The organism is Marinitoga okinawensis (genome assembly GCF_055387075.1).
The window spans coordinates 1,403,335-1,419,888 of sequence record NZ_AP042422.1 but is presented as its reverse complement, the minus strand read 5'-3'; the positions used below and the strand labels follow the sequence as shown (position 1 = coordinate 1,419,888).

General features: G+C 27.0%; 15 protein-coding genes and 1 tRNA gene. 12 read left to right on the top strand and 4 right to left on the bottom strand.

Features of this window, described 5'->3' with window-relative positions; all coding sequences use genetic code 11:
- Window positions 1-4 precede the first annotated feature (4 nt).
- From ACZ5CK_RS07080 to ACZ5CK_RS07045, 8 genes are all read left to right on the top strand, one after another.
- Entirely contained in the window at window positions 5-463 is a 459-nt protein-coding gene (locus ACZ5CK_RS07080; RefSeq protein ID WP_464581119.1) for a hypothetical protein, read from the top strand.
- On the top strand, window positions 444-1,622 hold the full coding sequence (locus tag ACZ5CK_RS07075; RefSeq protein ID WP_464581118.1) for a TIGR04013 family B12-binding domain/radical SAM domain-containing protein: 1,179 nt from the start codon (window positions 444-446) through the stop codon (window positions 1,620-1,622). The genes ACZ5CK_RS07080 and ACZ5CK_RS07075 overlap by 20 nt, the downstream gene beginning before the upstream one ends.
- A gap of 1 nt (window position 1,623) precedes the next feature.
- Window positions 1,624-2,328, top strand: a complete 705-nt coding sequence (locus ACZ5CK_RS07070; RefSeq protein ID WP_464581117.1) for a hypothetical protein — start codon at window positions 1,624-1,626, stop codon at window positions 2,326-2,328.
- Between the two features lie 77 nt (window positions 2,329-2,405).
- Window positions 2,406-2,480 (top strand) — tRNA-Asn (locus ACZ5CK_RS07065).
- 316 nt (window positions 2,481-2,796) lie between these two features.
- Window positions 2,797-3,654 (top strand): 3-deoxy-7-phosphoheptulonate synthase, encoded by an 858-nt coding sequence (aroF, locus tag ACZ5CK_RS07060; RefSeq protein ID WP_464581116.1) that lies wholly within the window; start codon window positions 2,797-2,799, stop codon window positions 3,652-3,654.
- A gap of 40 nt (window positions 3,655-3,694) precedes the next feature.
- Entirely contained in the window at window positions 3,695-5,020 is a 1,326-nt protein-coding gene (gene aroA / locus ACZ5CK_RS07055; RefSeq protein ID WP_464581115.1) for a 3-phosphoshikimate 1-carboxyvinyltransferase, read from the top strand.
- A gap of 19 nt (window positions 5,021-5,039) precedes the next feature.
- Entirely contained in the window at window positions 5,040-5,837 is a 798-nt protein-coding gene (locus ACZ5CK_RS07050; protein WP_464581114.1) for a prephenate dehydrogenase/arogenate dehydrogenase family protein, read from the top strand.
- A gap of 20 nt (window positions 5,838-5,857) precedes the next feature.
- Window positions 5,858-6,976 (top strand): aminotransferase class I/II-fold pyridoxal phosphate-dependent enzyme, encoded by a 1,119-nt coding sequence (locus tag ACZ5CK_RS07045; RefSeq protein WP_464581113.1) that lies wholly within the window; start codon window positions 5,858-5,860, stop codon window positions 6,974-6,976.
- Window positions 6,977-7,014: 38 nt separating this feature from the next.
- Here ACZ5CK_RS07045 and ACZ5CK_RS07040 read toward each other — a convergent pair whose 3' ends face one another.
- The 3 genes from ACZ5CK_RS07040 to ACZ5CK_RS07030 are packed head-to-tail and all read right to left on the bottom strand — an operon-like array spanning window position 7,015 to window position 10,241.
- On the bottom strand, window positions 7,015-7,656 hold the full coding sequence (locus tag ACZ5CK_RS07040) for a thiamine diphosphokinase (RefSeq protein ID WP_464581112.1): 642 nt from the start codon (window positions 7,654-7,656) through the stop codon (window positions 7,015-7,017).
- A gap of 1 nt (window position 7,657) precedes the next feature.
- Window positions 7,658-8,749, bottom strand: coding sequence for an RNA polymerase factor sigma-54 (locus ACZ5CK_RS07035; RefSeq protein WP_464581111.1), 1,092 nt, complete (start codon window positions 8,747-8,749; stop codon window positions 7,658-7,660).
- Window positions 8,742-10,241 carry an NAD(P)H-hydrate dehydratase gene (locus tag ACZ5CK_RS07030; RefSeq protein WP_464581110.1) on the bottom strand — a complete coding sequence of 500 codons (1,500 nt, stop codon included), beginning with the start codon at window positions 10,239-10,241 and terminating at the stop codon, window positions 8,742-8,744. The genes ACZ5CK_RS07035 and ACZ5CK_RS07030 overlap by 8 nt, the downstream gene beginning before the upstream one ends.
- Window positions 10,242-10,350: 109 nt before the next feature.
- Between ACZ5CK_RS07030 and ACZ5CK_RS07025 the strand changes: the two genes are divergently transcribed.
- From ACZ5CK_RS07025 to ACZ5CK_RS07010, 4 genes are all read left to right on the top strand, one after another.
- A complete protein-coding gene (locus tag ACZ5CK_RS07025) occupies window positions 10,351-11,043 on the top strand; it encodes a Crp/Fnr family transcriptional regulator (RefSeq protein WP_464581109.1) in 693 nt (230 codons plus the stop codon).
- Window positions 11,044-11,204: 161 nt separating this feature from the next.
- Window positions 11,205-12,401, top strand: coding sequence for a DUF438 domain-containing protein (locus tag ACZ5CK_RS07020; protein ID WP_464581108.1), 1,197 nt, complete (start codon window positions 11,205-11,207; stop codon window positions 12,399-12,401).
- A gap of 32 nt (window positions 12,402-12,433) precedes the next feature.
- Window positions 12,434-14,095 (top strand): hydroxylamine reductase, encoded by a 1,662-nt coding sequence (gene hcp, locus ACZ5CK_RS07015; RefSeq protein WP_464582979.1) that lies wholly within the window; start codon window positions 12,434-12,436, stop codon window positions 14,093-14,095.
- A 51-nt stretch (window positions 14,096-14,146) separates the two neighbouring features.
- Window positions 14,147-15,115 carry an HD-GYP domain-containing protein gene (locus ACZ5CK_RS07010; protein ID WP_464581107.1) on the top strand — a complete coding sequence of 323 codons (969 nt, stop codon included), beginning with the start codon at window positions 14,147-14,149 and terminating at the stop codon, window positions 15,113-15,115.
- A 20-nt stretch (window positions 15,116-15,135) separates the two neighbouring features.
- On the opposite strand, the gene pyk is transcribed toward ACZ5CK_RS07010, so the two are convergent.
- The gene (gene pyk, locus ACZ5CK_RS07005) at window positions 15,136-16,554 is read right to left on the bottom strand and encodes a pyruvate kinase (RefSeq protein ID WP_464581106.1); all 1,419 of its coding nucleotides are present in this window, start codon (window positions 16,552-16,554) and stop codon (window positions 15,136-15,138) included.

The following is a 16,554-nucleotide window of genomic DNA, read 5'->3' as shown; positions in this document are numbered from 1 at the left end:
ATAAATGATATATTCTGTAGTTTTTTCAATACTTTTGTCAGGAGTAGCTGCTTATTACTTAAAAGTTAGTATTCTTTTTATGATTTTAGCTATAATATCAGGATTAATAACAGCAATATTTTCATTTTTATCTAAAAAATACGATAAACTAACAATTACTTTTTTGTTTATAGGTGTTCTATTATCGGTTTTTGGTATAATTAGGAATTTTAACATAGATTTATTTATAGTTTTAGTTTTATTTTCAACTATATTTTCTTCATTATACAATTATAAAAACAATAAAATATTTATCACATTAGCCTGGTTAATAAACGCTATTGCTATAGGAACATACATATATGTAAATATATCAACTGCTTCTGCTTTAATTATAGGTATATTGGTATTTGCTTCTGGATTAAGAGATATATTACCAAAGAAGAAAGCTGAGGAGGATACAGTTGAAAAAGATAATCTTTAGACTTTTTAAATCAAATAGATATTCAATCGTTGCTTTAATCGCAGCTATGGAAAAAGAAAATATAAATATAGAAACAATATTAGAAAAAAACTTTAAAAAAATATTAGATTATAATCCAGAAGATACTTTAATAGTTTATTCTTTTATGAGTTTTGATATCTTTGATGTAGAAAAAGAAGTTCCAATATTAAAGGAAAAAGGATTTATTGTGATAGCAGGTGGTCCGCATCCAAGTGCTATGCCTGAAGAAACATTAAAAATAGGTTTTGATCATATATTTGTTGGTGAAGGTGAGAAAACCTTCACCAATTTTTTGAAAAATGGATCTAATAAAAAAATAATATACTCTAAAGAATTTGTGGATTTGAACTTTTATCCACCTTATGCAATTAAAAATAAACATTTTATGCCAATTGAAATTACAAGAGGGTGCCCTTTTGTATGTGGATATTGTCAAACACCAAATCTTTTTGGAAGAATAGTTAGACATAGAGATACAGATATTATAATTGAATATGCAAAAGAAGGGATAAAGCACAATAGAAAAATTGCAAGATTTATTACTCCAAATTCATTTGGCTATGAATCAAAAAATGGAGTTATTCCAAATGTAGAAAAAATTGAAGAATTACTATTTAATTTAAAGAAAATAGGTATGGAGGAAATATATTTTGGTTCTTTTCCATCTGATGTAAGGCCGGAATCAGTTACACCAGAAGTTTTGAAAATAATAAAAAAGTATGTAAATAATAAAATGGTGATTATTGGAGCTCAAAGTGGTAGTGAAAATATATTGACTAAAATAAAAAGAGGACATAATTTACAAATAGTGGAAAATGCATTATCTTTATTACATGAACATGGTTTCATTCCATATGTAGATTTTATATTTGGATTTCCTTTTGAAACTGAAGAAGATATAAAAAAAACATTTGATTTTATGGATAAGATAACGGAAAAATATAATGCTGTTATACATTCTCACACCTTTATGCCTTTGCCGGGAACGCCATTATTTGATGTAGGACCTGGAAAATTAAATAAGAAATATTATAAGAAGTTAGGTGATTTATCGAGAAATGAAAAATTAGCAGGTTACTGGCATAAACAGGAACAATTATCTATAAAATTATATAATCATTTTTTTGGAGGTGAATAAAATGAAAAAAATAGTAGTATTATTAATTGTGTTAATTCCATTATTTATGTTTTCAAAAGTTATTATTCAAAAGGATGTTGATTTAAATGGGGATATGATTAATGAAAAAGTTATATTAGAAGGTGATTATATTAGCTCTATTTATATTGATAATCTCAAATTGAGTATTATCGGTAAAGAATCAACAACAATTGAATTAGGATTTGGAGCATATGAACCTACAATGGAATTTTATGATTTTGATGGCGATAAAAAACTAGATGTATTTGTAAAAGGTTATTCTGGAGGTAGTGGGAATTTTTTATATTACTATCTATATTCATATGAAAATGGGGAATTATTGAGTTCAGAAGATAAAATATTAGAGTTAAAAACATCATTTATGGACAATTTTAAAGCTTTAGTGAAATACGAAGATGCTTTTACTTATTTAGATTTATCAGATAGGAAAGATGAATATGTAAAAATGAAAGCATATAATAAATATGGACAGTTTATAGGTGAATTTAAAGAATTATTTGTTGATGGAATAGGAGAATTAGAACCTTTTGATTTTGGAAATGATGGTGTATATGAATTAAGAGGAGTAATAGGAATATCTGGTTTATATCATGCTGATAGAATAGGATATGCACATTTTGTCTATTCTGTAAAAGAAAAAAGAATTAGATGGCTTGAAATATCAAAAGTTATTTATGTAAAATAAAAGAAGATTTAATATTTGTAGCAAAAAATTTTCTTGATTTATTTTGAAAGTTATGTTATAATATGTTTTGGAGTTGTTCCGGCGTAGCTCAACGGTAGAGCGGGTGGCTGTTAACCACTAGGCTGGGGGTTCGAATCCCTCCGCCGGAGCCATAAAAAGCCCAGCGTAAACTGGGCTTTTTTATTTTTTTTATCTTGACATTATGATTAAATTTTGATATAATACAAAAAATTCGGAGGGATTATTATGAAACAACAATTTTTTATTATATTGAAAAAAATAAATAGTTCATTAGAAAAATTTAATAAATGTTATTATTATGCAGGAGAACACTTATGGTCTCCTGCGTGGTTTGCTATTTAAACCAACAGGATATAAAAAACAATGGCCGTAAGTGCAATAAAAAAAGCACTTGCGGCTTTTTTTATTGGAATATTAATATTATAATTTAAAGAGGGAGGAATATACATGGGAAATGATTTAAAAGATTTACGTTTAGTTTCGAAAAAAAATAGAGAAAAAAGTTTAATACATGTATCTAGTAGTTCTTTAAATTCAGAAGTTGTTTTTGGAAAAGATTTCGCATTTATTGCTGGTCCATGTTCAGTAGAAACCGAGGAACAAACTATTCAAACCGCAATTGCAGTAAAAGAAGCTGGAGCACACATGCTTAGAGGTGGTGTATTTAAACCACGAACATCACCATATTCGTTTCAAGGACTAGGATTAAAGGGATTAAAAATATTGAAAAAAGCTTCTGAAATAACAGGATTACCTATTGTTACAGAAGTTCTTGATCCAAGAGATGTTCATTGGATAGCTGAATATGTAGATATGCTTCAAATTGGTGCGAGAAATATGCAGAATTTTTCTTTACTCCGTGAGGTTGGAAAGAGTAATAAGCCTGTATTATTAAAAAGGGGAATGAATTCTACATTAGTTGATCTTTTATATAGTGCAGAATATATATTATCAGAAGGAAATAACAATGTAGTTTTATGTGAAAGAGGAATACGTACATTTGAAAATTATACAAGAAATACTCTTGATATTTCAGCAGTTCCTTCTTTAAAAGAACTCACCCATTTACCAGTTATTGTTGATCCGTCTCATGCTGCTGGTAAAAATTCTCTTGTAATTCCACTTGCTCAAGCTGCTGCTGCTGTGGGAGCGGATGGGATAATTGTTGAAGTTCATATATGTCCTGAAAAAGCATTGTCAGATAAAGATCAAGCATTAACTCCTCAACAATTCAAATATCTTGTGGAAAATGCCTTAGCTATAAAAAAAGCATTGAAAAATGTAGAAAATAAAAAAATTATATAATATAATTAATGATTTTAGATCTTAAAAGGAGTTGGAAACAATGATAGAAAAAGCAAATAATACAATAAAAATATCTAAATCTACAGTAAATGGTATGTGTTTGATTCCACCTTCCAAAAGTTATTCCATTAGAGCGTTATTTGCAGGATTACTCAACTGTGGTGAAGCAAAATTATACAATATTTCAAAGTGTGAAGATGTATTAGCTACAGTTGAAGTTATAAAAAAATTAGGAGCTCATATATCTATAATAAATGAATCAGAGGTAAGCATGGATATATTAATTTCTGGGAATTGTGGATTTAGCAATTTTAATTCTAAAGATATTTCTATTATTAATTGTGGAGAATCTGGTTTATGCGCTAGAATGATAATTCCTATACTTGGGTTAATAAAAGATAATAATAAAATTTATACAGTTACTGGGAGAGGTTCACTTTTAAAAAGACCGTTTAATGTTGTTAGTTTTTTAAAAGATTTTGGTATGAACATACAATTAACAAAAGGTAGTGTACCAGTATTAGTTGGTGGGAATTTGAAACATTATAATGGAGTTATAGATCTTTCATTAACAACACAAGTTTTTTCAGGATTATTAATGGCATTACCAATAGTTGCTGGAAAAAGCCAATTGAAAATTATTAATAAAACAAGTATTCCATATGTAATGGCGACTTTAGAAGTTTTAAAAGATAGTAATGTAGAAATAAAGTATTCAAATGATATGGATGAGTTTGAAATTGAAGGTAATCAAAGATATTCATTTTCAAAATATATTATTGAAAATGATTGGTCTAGTGCAGCTTTTATATTAGTAGCTGGGGCTATTGCAGGAGGTAAAATTGGAATTTATGGATTAAAAGAGAATTCATCACAAGCTGATTCCGTGATAATAGAAATATTAAAAGAAATAGGCGTAGATGTCGAATTCTCAGAAGATGTGATGTATGTTTCTAAGTCTCAAGAAGTGTATGCTCCCTTTAAATTTGATGCAAAAGATGCCCCGGATGTTGTTCCGACTTTAGTTACATTAGCAACTAATTGTAAAGGAATTAGTGAGATTACTAATATAGATAGATTAAAATATAAAGAAAGTAATAGAGTGGAAAGTTTGATTGTATCTTTTAAAAATATAGGTATAGATATATGGTATGAAACAAAAAATGGAGGGACAATGTTTATAAAAGGTGGAAAGGTTAAAGGTGGAATTGTTGATTCACAAAATGATCATAGAATAGCTATGTCTCTAGCTGTAGCAGGTCTTGTAAGTGAAGAAGGAGTAATTATTAATAATAACCCCTATTGTGTAAGAAAATCCTTTCCGAATTTTTTTGACGTATTAAAAGAAATATCTAATAATAATTAATAAGAAAGAAGGTGTTAAAATGTTAGAAAATAAAAAGTTATTAATTATAGGTCATGGAAGAATGGGAAAATGGTTTGCTAAAGAGTTATCAAAAATAGAAAATACCGAAATAATGGTTTATGAAATTCAAAAACAAAATTTTCAAAAGAGTGGAAATTATGTAGTAACAAATGATTTAAGAAAAGTTTCTGAATTTATACCGACTTTTATATTAAATTGTGCATCGCTTTCAAATACGATAAATGCTTTTGGAGATATTATAGATCTGATTAAGGATAAGAAAAATATTGTTTTTGGAGATATAGCCTCTATAAAAAATGATGTGAAAAAATTTTATCAATCACATAATTTAAGATATGTATCTTTTCATCCAATGTTTGGTCCAACATTTGCAAATATGGGGAATTTAAAAGGGGAAAATGTTATATTTATTTCAGGTTCTGAAAATAAATATTTTGAATTTTTTAAATCGTTTTTTTCTAAATATGATTTAAAAATTCATTCTCTTAGTTTTGATGAACATGATAAAATGATGGCGTATTCGTTAAGTGTACCATTTATATCTTCGTTGGTCTTTGCTGGACGTGTTGATAAAACTATTGTTCCTGGGACAACATTTGCAAAACATTTATCAATAGCAAAGGGTGTTCTTATGGAAGACACCGATTTAATTTCAGAAATACTATTTAATTCTCTTACAGTTGAAGAAATAGGACGAATAAATTCAAATTTGGAGTATTTAAAACATATAATAATGACAAAGGATAAAGAAGAATTAGAAAAATTTCTAAATAAATTAAGAAATAATGTTCTGTGAATTAATAGGGAGGAATTTATATGAATTTTGTTGATAAAATACCAATTTCAAAGACAATAGAAATTAATATTTTAGCTAAGAAATTAATCGAAGAAGGGAAGGATGTGATAAATTTAACTGCAGGTGAACCAGATTTTCCTACACCTAATATTATTAAAGAAAAAGCAAAAGAAGCTTTAGAAAATGATTTTACAAATTATACTGATAGTAAAGGTATTCCTGAATTAAGAAATGCAATCTCAAGATTGCTTTATAAAAAAAATATTCACTTTCTATCAAATGAAATTTTAGTGACAAATGGAGGGAAACAAGCTTTATTTAATGTATTTCTCTCTATTTTGGATAGAGGAGATGAAGTTATTTTATTTTCACCATTTTGGGTGAGTTATGTTCCTGTAATATTATTAACTGGAGCAAAACCTGTAATTTTAAAAACAAAATTTGAAAATTCTTTTTTACCAGATATAAATGAATTAAAGAAATTAATTACTTCGAGAACCAAAGCTATTTTAGTAAATTCTCCAAATAACCCTACAGGTGTTATATATCCAGAAGAGATTATAATAGAAATATCAAGAATAGCAAATGAAAACAAAATTTTTGTGATTACTGATGAAGTTTATGACTTTTTGGTATATGAAGATAATTTTTCATCTTTTGCTAAATATGTTGATAAAAATCAATTAATTTATATCAATTCTTTTTCAAAAAGCTATTCAATGACTGGATGGAGAATAGGTTTTGTTGCGTTAAAAAATCAATTAATTTACAATAGAATGATAAAAATACAGGGACATTCAACAACATCTGTGAATTCAATAGCTCAATATGCCTCAACAGTTATTGACAAAGTAGATAATTCTTATATGTTAAAAGAATTTAAAAAAAGAAGAGATTTTACTGTAAAAAAATCAAAAGAAATTGGATTGGATTTTATTTATCCCAAAGGAGCTTTTTATTTATTTTTTAAATCACCTATTAAAGATGATAGTTTATTTTGTAAAACGATTCTTGAGGAAAAATTAATTGCTTTAATTCCTGGAAGTGCATTTAATGAAAAAGGATTTGTGAGATTATCCTTTACAAATTCGATAGAAAAATTAGAAGAGGGTTTTAAAAGAATCAAAGAGTTTGTGTAATATAAATTACATCCATTTTTTCTTTTTAGACATACTTTTTAACCTCCGATAGTTTTTAACCATCTAAAATATATTAAACTTCCTTTTGAATAAGAAACTTCAATATGTTTGTTAATAGTTTCGTTGCTTATACCTATAGGATTATTGAAATATAATATATCATTATTTAAGGGATATTTGAATCCTTTAAGATATATTCCTTCTGTTTTTTCTGATAATGAAATTATAGACCAAGTTTCACCAGTTTCTACATTTTTTTTAAAATTTTTTGAGATTTTTGATATTTCTAAAAATTCCTCCATAAAAATAATGTTTTTATCATATTTATTTAATAATAATATTGCACCAAAGATATGATCAAGTCTATCTCCTAAAAATCCAGAGATAATAATTTTATCTGAATTATTATTAATTGCGAAATTAATAGCTAAATCGATATCAGTAAAATCTTTTTCAGGTTTATATTTTATTATCTCAACATCATTAGACTCTGCCCATTCAATAGATTCTTGAGATGCTGAATCTAGATCTCCGATTAGATAATCTGGCTCTATATCAAGTTTTTTAAATAATTCTATTCCTTTATCAACAGCAATTAAAATATCTGATTCATTAATAATATTTTTATAGAAAAATAGATTACTTTGAGGGGTTCCTCCGGATACTAAAAATGTTTGCATTTTAAGCTCCTTTCTTAATCTGGTTTTTATATTTATTTACTGTTCTTCTAGATATTTTTATATTTAATTTTTCCTTTATTAATTTTGACAATTTATTATCAGATATATCCATATGCTCTTTTATAAATTTCATTATAATCTCTTTTTCATTTTTTTGGGATTCTTTGGTATTAAAAACACTAGAAAAGGGTAAAGTAATTTTTTTAATGTTCACAAAATATTTTGAAGCAACGCTCCTACTAATCGTTGAAGGAGAGAGATTAAGTTTTTTTGCAACATCTCTTATTCCAAACCTTTTTAGGTTTGTACCGTTTTCTAAAAATTCTTTGTTTTTATTTACCATTAATTCAGCAAGTTTGTCCAAATATTCCTCTCTCTTTTTAATTGCATTTTTTAATATGTATAATTTTTCCATTTCTTTTTCAATATAAATTTTTAAGGATTTATCATTTATATTTTTTAAATTTTTCAAATAGATTTCATCAATTTCAGGTATTTGAGGGATATTGATTTTCCATTTTATATCATTATTTTCTTTAAAAAATATAATATCCGGTTTAGAATTTGCATAAATAATATTTTCATTTGTTTCTAAACTAGATAAAGGTAAACCATTTTCTCCTGATTCTTCTCTTATTTTTAAAGCGTTTTCAATAGATTCTTCAGCAAAACCTGTAGGACCTAAATTCTTAAGAGTTTTTATCAATAAATCATAATCTTTATTTTTTATATTATATTTTTTTATAAATTCATTTTTTGATATAGTTAAAATTCCTCTATTATCTAAATAACCAAAAAGCGTTTCAGCAATTATTTCTAAGTTATTTGGGATAAGAGCAAGATATATAGGTTTTATTTCTTCTAAAAAACTTCTTTTATATGAAGTTGTTTCTAGAATATAATCCATATAGTCTAAACTATAAAAATTTATATTATCTTCTTCGAATTTTAAAAATACATTTTCAAGTATAAAATCTTTGATTTCATTATCAAGTTTATTTAAAGGAATCTGTATTATATTCAATGCTTGTATTTGTTTTTGATTTAATAATTGTTTTTGCTTTAATTGTTGAATAAGTTTTCCTTTAAGCATTTATGACCTCCAATAATGCACGATAAAGATTTTTAGCAATATCAAGAGGAGTTGAGAAATATTCTGTTTTTTCAGAACTAATTATTTCAGCAGTTCTTCCGGATAAATAAGAAGCTACTATACTTGCCTCCATAACATTTAAACCTTGAGCAATTAATCCGGCAATTATACCTGTTAATAAATCACCACTTCCACCTTTTGATAAAGCTGTATTTCCTGTAATATTAAAAAATGTTTTTTCTCCATTTGTAATAATTGTTGTCGCATCTTTGAAAACAATAGTAGCCTTCTTATTTTTTGCAAAATATTCTGTATATTCATAATTTTGTCTTATTTCAATTTCATCAGTTCTTACGATTCTTTGCATTTCTCCTACATGAGGTGTTAATACAATATTTTCTCTTAAAGTTAAAGCGTCTACTGCATAAAGGGCATCCGCATCTACAACAATTGGTGCTTTAGAGTTTTCAACAACACCTCTTACAAACTGCATGGTTTCATTAGATCGTCCTAAACCAGGTCCTATGACTATTGCAGATGCTTTTTTAATGTTTTTCGATATAGTATCAATATCTCTTAAAGAAAATTTTTCTTTATTTAATGATTTATAAATTATTCCAGGCTCATGTTCTAAAACAGATGAAGATAATGAAGATGGAGTAATTAATTTAACAAGACCAGCACCTATTTTTTGAGCACCAATAGCAGAAAGTACTGAAGCGCCGGGGAATTCAGATGAACCTGCTAATATTAAAACATTACCAAAATCATATTTTTGAGAAAATTTCGGTCTTTTAGGCAATAATGATTTAACCATTTCTTTTGTGACCAATTCTCTATGAGAAATATTAAATATCTTTTTAGGAAAAGATAAAGGAGAAACTTTAACCTCTCCAGAGAATTCTCTCCCTGGAAAGAAAATACTTCCTAATTTATAACTTCCAAAAGTAACAGTTTTATCGGCTTTTATGGCATTTCCAAGGATTTTGCCACTATTAGCATCTATTCCTGAGGGGATATCTATTGAAATAACCTTCCCTCTCTTGTTTTTATTTATTATTTCTATAATTTCTTGATGTTTTTTGCTTAACTCTCCTTTTAATCCAATTCCAACAATGCCGTCAATAATACAATCAGCAGTTTTTACGTGGTTTGGAAATTCACTATCATATTCAATAAAGTTTTGAAAATCATATTTTTTTATTGATTCTAAATTTTTTTTAAAAAGAGAACTTTTATTATTTCCTATTATCATAATTTTTATATTTTTATATCCTTCATTATATAATAATCTAGCAGTAGCTAAACCATCACCTCCATTATTTCCTGTGCCTAAAACAAATAAAAAGTGTGTGTTTTTATTAAATTCTTTTATAATTTCATTATATAAACATATAGCTGCATGTTCCATTAAAACATCAGGGGCAATTCCAAAATTTTTTGAAGTCATTTCATCAATTTTTTTCATTTCTTCTGCAGTTAATATATGCATTATAACTCCTCCTTTTTATTTTTACACTTTTATTTTATCACATTATCAAAATAAAAATAAATTTGTTAAATTTAACCTAAATATTATATAATATCCAAGAGGTGATATTATGCATCCATTGGTAAATCAATTTTCAAAGTTGGATATATTCAAAAAATTAAAATTATCAGAAATAGAAGAGTTAATCGAAAAAAATTTAATGATTATTAGAGAATTTGAAAAAGATGTCTTAATAAAATCAAGAGGTGAAAAAATAGATGAGGTAATGATATTATTGCATGGAAGGGTTAGGACTGAAATGACAGAAATAGATGGGAAAATTATTCGTATTGAAGATATGGCAGCTCCATCAATTCTTGCATTAGGAGCCACTTTTTCCAAAGATTCTAAAATTCCTGTTGATATTATTACAGAAAAAAAATCAACAATAGCATATATACAAAAAGAAAAGATTTTTGATTTGTGTGTGGAAAATAAAGATTTTTTAAAAGAATTAATAATATATTTAGGTACAAAGTTTAATTTTATTTCTCAAAAATTATGGTTTATAACATTAAATAATTTGAAAGATAAAATACTATTTTATTTACATGAAAAAATAAAAAATGAAAATGAAAATGAAAATGTAATAATTTTAGATTATTCTATAGAACAACTTTCTCATTTGTTTGGTGTTACAAGACCAGCACTTTCTCGAGCATTTTCTCGATTAGAAAGTGAGGGTATAATAAAAAAAGAAGGAAATAAGGTGTATATATTAGATAAAAAGTATTTTCAAAAAAAATTTGTTGGCAGCCTGTAACTCTCTTGAAAAAGGGAGTTTGTTATTTTTACCAAAAGTTAGGTATTTGTGAAAACTAATTTAATTTTTAAGAGTGTAACATAGGTTACGGACAAATTGGATAAAAAAGGTTATAATTATATCGTAAATAAATAATTTTTTTCACAAAGTGAGGAGATATTATGAGTGAATTGTTTAATAAGAAAGAATATTTAAAAAATTTGATAAAAAGAGTAAATAGTGAAAAAGAAAATGAAGAATTGAAAAAAGAACTTCAAAATGTGATAAAAGAGTTATCTGCAGAAGAAATTGCAATAATTGAGCAAGAATTAATGGATCAAGAAGGTATAACGATAGATCAAATTCAATCAGTTTGTGATGTCCATCTTGGGTTGTTTAAGGAATATATTGAACAGGAAAAAATTGATGTAGAACCATGGCACCCTATATACATATTAATGAAAGAACATGATTTTATTATTAAAACTGTTGAGAAAATTAGAGATGTAGCTAAACAGGTATTAACAAAAAAATCTATTCAAGGAGCATTTCCATTATTTATGAAATTAAACTTACACTTTGATGATTTAATGGCTGCAGAGAATTATTTCTTAAAAGAAGAAAATGTTTTGTTTCCATATATAGAAAAACATGGAATAACAAAACCACCAGCAATTATGTGGAAGGAACATGATCAAGTTAGAGAATTTAGAAAACAATTAATAGCTATTAAAGATAATAAGAATTTTGTACAAGCAAAACAAGAATTATATAATTTATCTTTGGTGTTATTAGAATTTTTTATGAATCATGTGCATAAAGAACATTCAGTATTATTCCCAACTGCTTTAAAATTAATTAGTGAGGAAGAATGGATTGATATTAGGCATCAATTTGACGAAATAGGATATTGTGGATTTGATCCTGAACCAATGAATATTGAGAAAAAAGATGTAGAAGAAGTAATAGAAGGTAAAATAAAATTGCCTAGTGGAGAATTAACTATTGAACAATTAAAATTTATGTTAAATACTTTACCTATTGATATTACTTTTGTAGATGCAAATGATGAAGTAAAGTATTTCAGTGAATCAAAAGAAAGAATTTTTGTTAGAAGTAGAGCAATTATAGGGAGAAAAGTTCAAAATTGTCATCCTTCAAAAAGTATAGAGATAGTAAATAAAATAGTAAATGATTTTAAATCAGGTAAAAGAGACAATGCTGATTTTTGGTTAAAACTTGGAGATAAATATGTATATATTAGATATTTTGCAGTAAGGAATGAAGAAGGAGAATATTTAGGTGCATTAGAAGTAACTCAAGATATTAAACCTCTTCAAGAAATTATTGGAGAAAAAAGAATTTATGACGAAAAATAGAGATAGTTAATTATGGAGGTGTTATTATGGGTATGTTTTGTTATCAATGTGAAGAAACAGCAAGAGGAATAGGATGTAATGTTAGAGGAGTATGTGGAAAAACTCCTGAAGTAGCAAATTTACAGGATATGTTAATTTGGATAACTAAGGGGTTATCATATTGGGCATTAAAAGCAAAAGAATATGGTGTAAAAGATGATGAAGCTAATTTATATGTTGCTGAAGCATTATTTAGCACTATTACAAATGTAAACTTTTCAGTTGATAGAATGGTTGAATTTATAGATAGAGCAATTGAATTAAGAGAAAAAATAAAACATATGTTCTTAGATGCATATGCTACAAAAGAAGGTAAACCATTTGATGAAAAAGTTCCAGAACCTGCTGAATGGTACAAACCAGGTGGTGCAGAAATTTATGAATTAAAAGGTTCTGAAGTTGGAGTATTAGCAGATAAAGATGAAGATATTAGATCATTAAAACAATTATTGATAATAGGGTTAAAAGGTATTGCGGCATATGCAGATCATGCTTATGTGTTAAAGTATGCAAATGATGATATATTATATTTTATTCAAAAAGCATTAATAGAAACATTAAGAGATGATATTACAGTTGATGAATTAATAGGATTAGTTATGGAAGCAGGTAAATATGCTGTAGAAGCTATGGCATTATTAGATAAAGCAAATACATCGACATATGGGAACCCAGAAATTACAGAAGTATATACAGGAACATATAATGCACCAGGTATATTAGTAAGTGGTCACGATTTATTAGATTTAGAAGAATTATTAAAACAAACAGAAGGTACGGGAATTATGGTATATACGCATGGTGAAATGTTACCAGCAAATGCATATCCTGAATTAAAGAAATACAAGCATCTTGCAGGTAATTTCGGAGGTTCATGGTGGAGACAAAATAAAGAATTTGAAGAATTTGGGGGAGCAATATTAATGACAACAAATTGTTTAGTTCCACCAAAAGAATCATATAAAGATAGAGTATTTACAACAGGATTGGTTGGTTTTGATAAATTAACACATATTCCAAATAGAACAGATGGAAAACCGAAGGATTTTTCACCAGTAATTAAAAAAGCGTTAGAATTAGGTCCAATTCCAGAAAGAAAAGGAAAGAAGATTGTTATAGGTTTTGCACATGAACAAGTTTCTCAATTAGCAGATAAAGTAATAGAAGCTGTAAAATCTGGTGCAATTAAAAAATTCTTTGTAATGAGTGGTTGTGATGGAAGACATAAAGAAAGAGAATATTATACAGAATTTGCAGAAAAATTACCAAAAGATACTGTAATATTGACATCAGGTTGTGCAAAATATAGATATAATATGCTTGATTTAGGCGATATAAATGGTATTCCAAGAGTATTAGACGCTGGTCAATGTAATGATTCATATTCATTAGTAGTTACAGCATTAAAATTAAAAGAAGCATTTGGTTTAGATGATATAAATGAATTACCAATTGAATATAATATAGCATGGTATGAACAAAAAGCAGTTGCTGTATTATTAGCATTATTATATTTAGGGGTAAAAGGAATCAAATTGGGTCCAAAATTACCAGCATTTATTTCACCAAACGTATTAAAAGTATTAGTAGAAAATTTTGAAATTTCTCCAATAAAAAGTGTTGAAGAAGATTTAGAATTTTTCTTAAATAAATAATATTAATTATAATATTTCCCTCTGCTTTGCAGAGGGATTTAATTTATATTTATGATATTCAAACAATTTTATCTAGGGAAATTTTCTATTTTCAGTAATATACATGGTTTTAATAATATTTTTGTTTTTTTAGAGGAATGGTATGAAAAAGTAAAAATGTTTATTAAATATTATTCTCTGGTAAAAGAACATAGAATAGGAATAAAATATAGAAACATAATTATAGGTGAATTAAATGAAAAAGAGTTTAAAGAAACTAATGTAAACACCATAAAAAAAGAATTTAATTATAAAGATGAAAAAGGTGTATTTTGTGTAAAATTTAAATATGATATAAATCCTATAGAAAAAGGGATAATATTAACTTTTATAGAAAATATATACCTTAGTTTTGTTTCAAATAATTATTTTCTTGATATGTATAAGTCTCATAAGCAAATTGTATATAAACTCTCAGATGTGATTGAAGCAAGATCCGGCGAAACAGGAGCACATGTAAGAAGTGTTGCTGAAATAGCATATATAATTGGAGAATCATATGGCTTAGACAAAGAAAGATTAAATATATTAAAATTGGCATCTCCTTTGCATGATATTGGTAAAATAGGTATTTCAGATGCAATATTAAATAAACCAGATAGACTTACAGACGAAGAATTTGAAATAATGAAAGAACATCCTGTAATAGGATATAATATATTAAAAGATTCGAAGTGGAAAGTATTCGACATTGCTGCTAAAATTGCTCTCCAACATCATGAAAAATGGAATGGAAAAGGATATCCCTTTGGACTAAGAGGAGAGAATATTCTTTTAGAAGCAAGAATTGTTTCTATAGCAGATGTTTTTGATGCTTTAACTCAAGATAGAGTATATAGAAAAGCCTGGACCATTGATAAAGCTATAGATTATATTAATTCTTTAAAAGGAGTTGATTTTGAACCAAAACTTGTAGAAATTTTTAATAAAAATTTAGAAAAAATAAAAAAGATAAAAAGTGAATTAGGATTAATAAAATAATGCTGCGCTTTTACGCAGCATTATTTTATTTCAGCAATATGCAAGAAATTTGTTTTGCTTGAGAAACCATATGGAATGCCAGCAGTGAAGATAATTTTTTCTCCTGGTTGGACTAAACCCTCATTTTTTAGAGTTTGTTTTACAATATAAAGCATAGTATCAGTACTTACAAATTCGTTTACGATCATAGGGGTAACTCCCCAAACAAGTGCTAATCTATTATATGTTTTTTCTGAATGTGTAACAGCAATAATATTAACATTCTCCCTGTATCTTGAAACTGCTCTAGCGGTATATCCTTTGTCAGTAACAGCAACAATAGTTTTTATTCCAGCAGAAATAGCTATTTCATTAGCAGCTTTAGAAATTGCATTAGTTGTAGAGTCTTCTTCATCAAAATCAAAAAATAAAGCTCCATAGTTACTCATGTATGGTTCTGTTTCTTTAGCCACTCTATCCATAACTTTTACTGCTTCTATAGGGTATTTTCCAATAGATGTTTCTCCAGATAACATAACAGCATCACTACCATCTAAAATAGCATTTGCAATATCTGTTGTTTCAGCTCTAGTAGGGACAGGATTTTCTATCATTGTTTCTAACATTTGTGTAGCAGTGATAACAGGTTTTGATTTTTTATTTGCTATACTAATAATTCTTTTTTGTAATACAGGAATTTTTTCAGCTTCAACTTCTACTCCCAGATCTCCTCTTGCAACCATAACGGCATCAGATAATTCTATAATTTTTTCAAGATCGTTTTCAATAGCTTGTTTTGTTTCTATTTTGCTAATAATTTGAGCATCTTTTGCATTTAAAGAATTTAATATTTCTCTCATTTCTAAAACATCTTCAGGTTTTCTTACAAAAGATAAAGCAAAATAATCAACATCATGTTCTATTCCAAATTCTATATATTTTTTATCTTTTTCTGTTAAAGCTGGTATTTTAATATCTGCGCCAGGTGCATTAATCCCCCTTCTGTGAGTTATTGTAGCGGTATTAAGTACTTTAGTTTTTATGTTAACTCCATCAGCTTCGACTACTTCTAATTTTAATTTGCCATCGTTAACCAAAATTAAATCTCCTGGCTTTACATCTTTAGGTAATCCCTTATAATTTATTGAGACTTTTGTTTCGTCGCCAACAATATCTTCAGCAGTTAAAATAAATTCTTGACCTTCTTTTAATGTTACTTCATCTTTGTTAAATTTGCCTGTTCTAATTTTTGGCCCTGCTAAGTCTAATAATATTGCAACAGGTTTTTTGAATTCTTTTCTAACTTTTTTAATAGTTTCAATACGTTTTTCATGTACTTCGGGAGTTTCATGAGATGTGTTAAGTCTTAATACATCAGCACCAGCTTTTATTAATTCTCTAACCATATTTTCAGATTCTGTAGCTGGGCCAATAGTTGCAACGATTCTAGTTTTCCTCAT

Bases quoted from the DNA above. Each gene is read 5' to 3' on its own strand.
- ACZ5CK_RS07040 (WP_464581112.1), bottom strand. From the start codon at position 7,656: ATGCAAACATTTTTAGTATCCGGAGGAACCCCTCAAAGTAATCTATTT.
- ACZ5CK_RS07010 (WP_464581107.1), top strand. From the start codon at position 14,147: ATGATATTCAAACAATTTTATCTAGGGAAATTTTCTATTTTCAGTAAT.
- hcp (WP_464582979.1), top strand. From the start codon at position 12,434: ATGTTTTGTTATCAATGTGAAGAAACAGCAAGAGGAATAGGATGTAAT.
- ACZ5CK_RS07070 (WP_464581117.1), top strand. From the start codon at position 1,624: ATGAAAAAAATAGTAGTATTATTAATTGTGTTAATTCCATTATTTATG.
- ACZ5CK_RS07035 (WP_464581111.1), bottom strand. From the start codon at position 8,749: ATGCTTAAAGGAAAACTTATTCAACAATTAAAGCAAAAACAATTATTA.
- pyk (WP_464581106.1), bottom strand. From the start codon at position 16,554: ATGAGGAAAACTAGAATCGTTGCAACTATTGGCCCAGCTACAGAATCT.
- ACZ5CK_RS07045 (WP_464581113.1), top strand. From the start codon at position 5,858: ATGAATTTTGTTGATAAAATACCAATTTCAAAGACAATAGAAATTAAT.
- aroA (WP_464581115.1), top strand. From the start codon at position 3,695: ATGATAGAAAAAGCAAATAATACAATAAAAATATCTAAATCTACAGTA.
- ACZ5CK_RS07020 (WP_464581108.1), top strand. From the start codon at position 11,205: ATGAGTGAATTGTTTAATAAGAAAGAATATTTAAAAAATTTGATAAAA.
- ACZ5CK_RS07025 (WP_464581109.1), top strand. From the start codon at position 10,351: ATGCATCCATTGGTAAATCAATTTTCAAAGTTGGATATATTCAAAAAA.
- ACZ5CK_RS07080 (WP_464581119.1), top strand. From the start codon at position 5: ATGATATATTCTGTAGTTTTTTCAATACTTTTGTCAGGAGTAGCTGCT.
- ACZ5CK_RS07050 (WP_464581114.1), top strand. From the start codon at position 5,040: ATGTTAGAAAATAAAAAGTTATTAATTATAGGTCATGGAAGAATGGGA.
- aroF (WP_464581116.1), top strand. From the start codon at position 2,797: ATGGGAAATGATTTAAAAGATTTACGTTTAGTTTCGAAAAAAAATAGA.
- ACZ5CK_RS07030 (WP_464581110.1), bottom strand. From the start codon at position 10,241: ATGCATATATTAACTGCAGAAGAAATGAAAAAAATTGATGAAATGACT.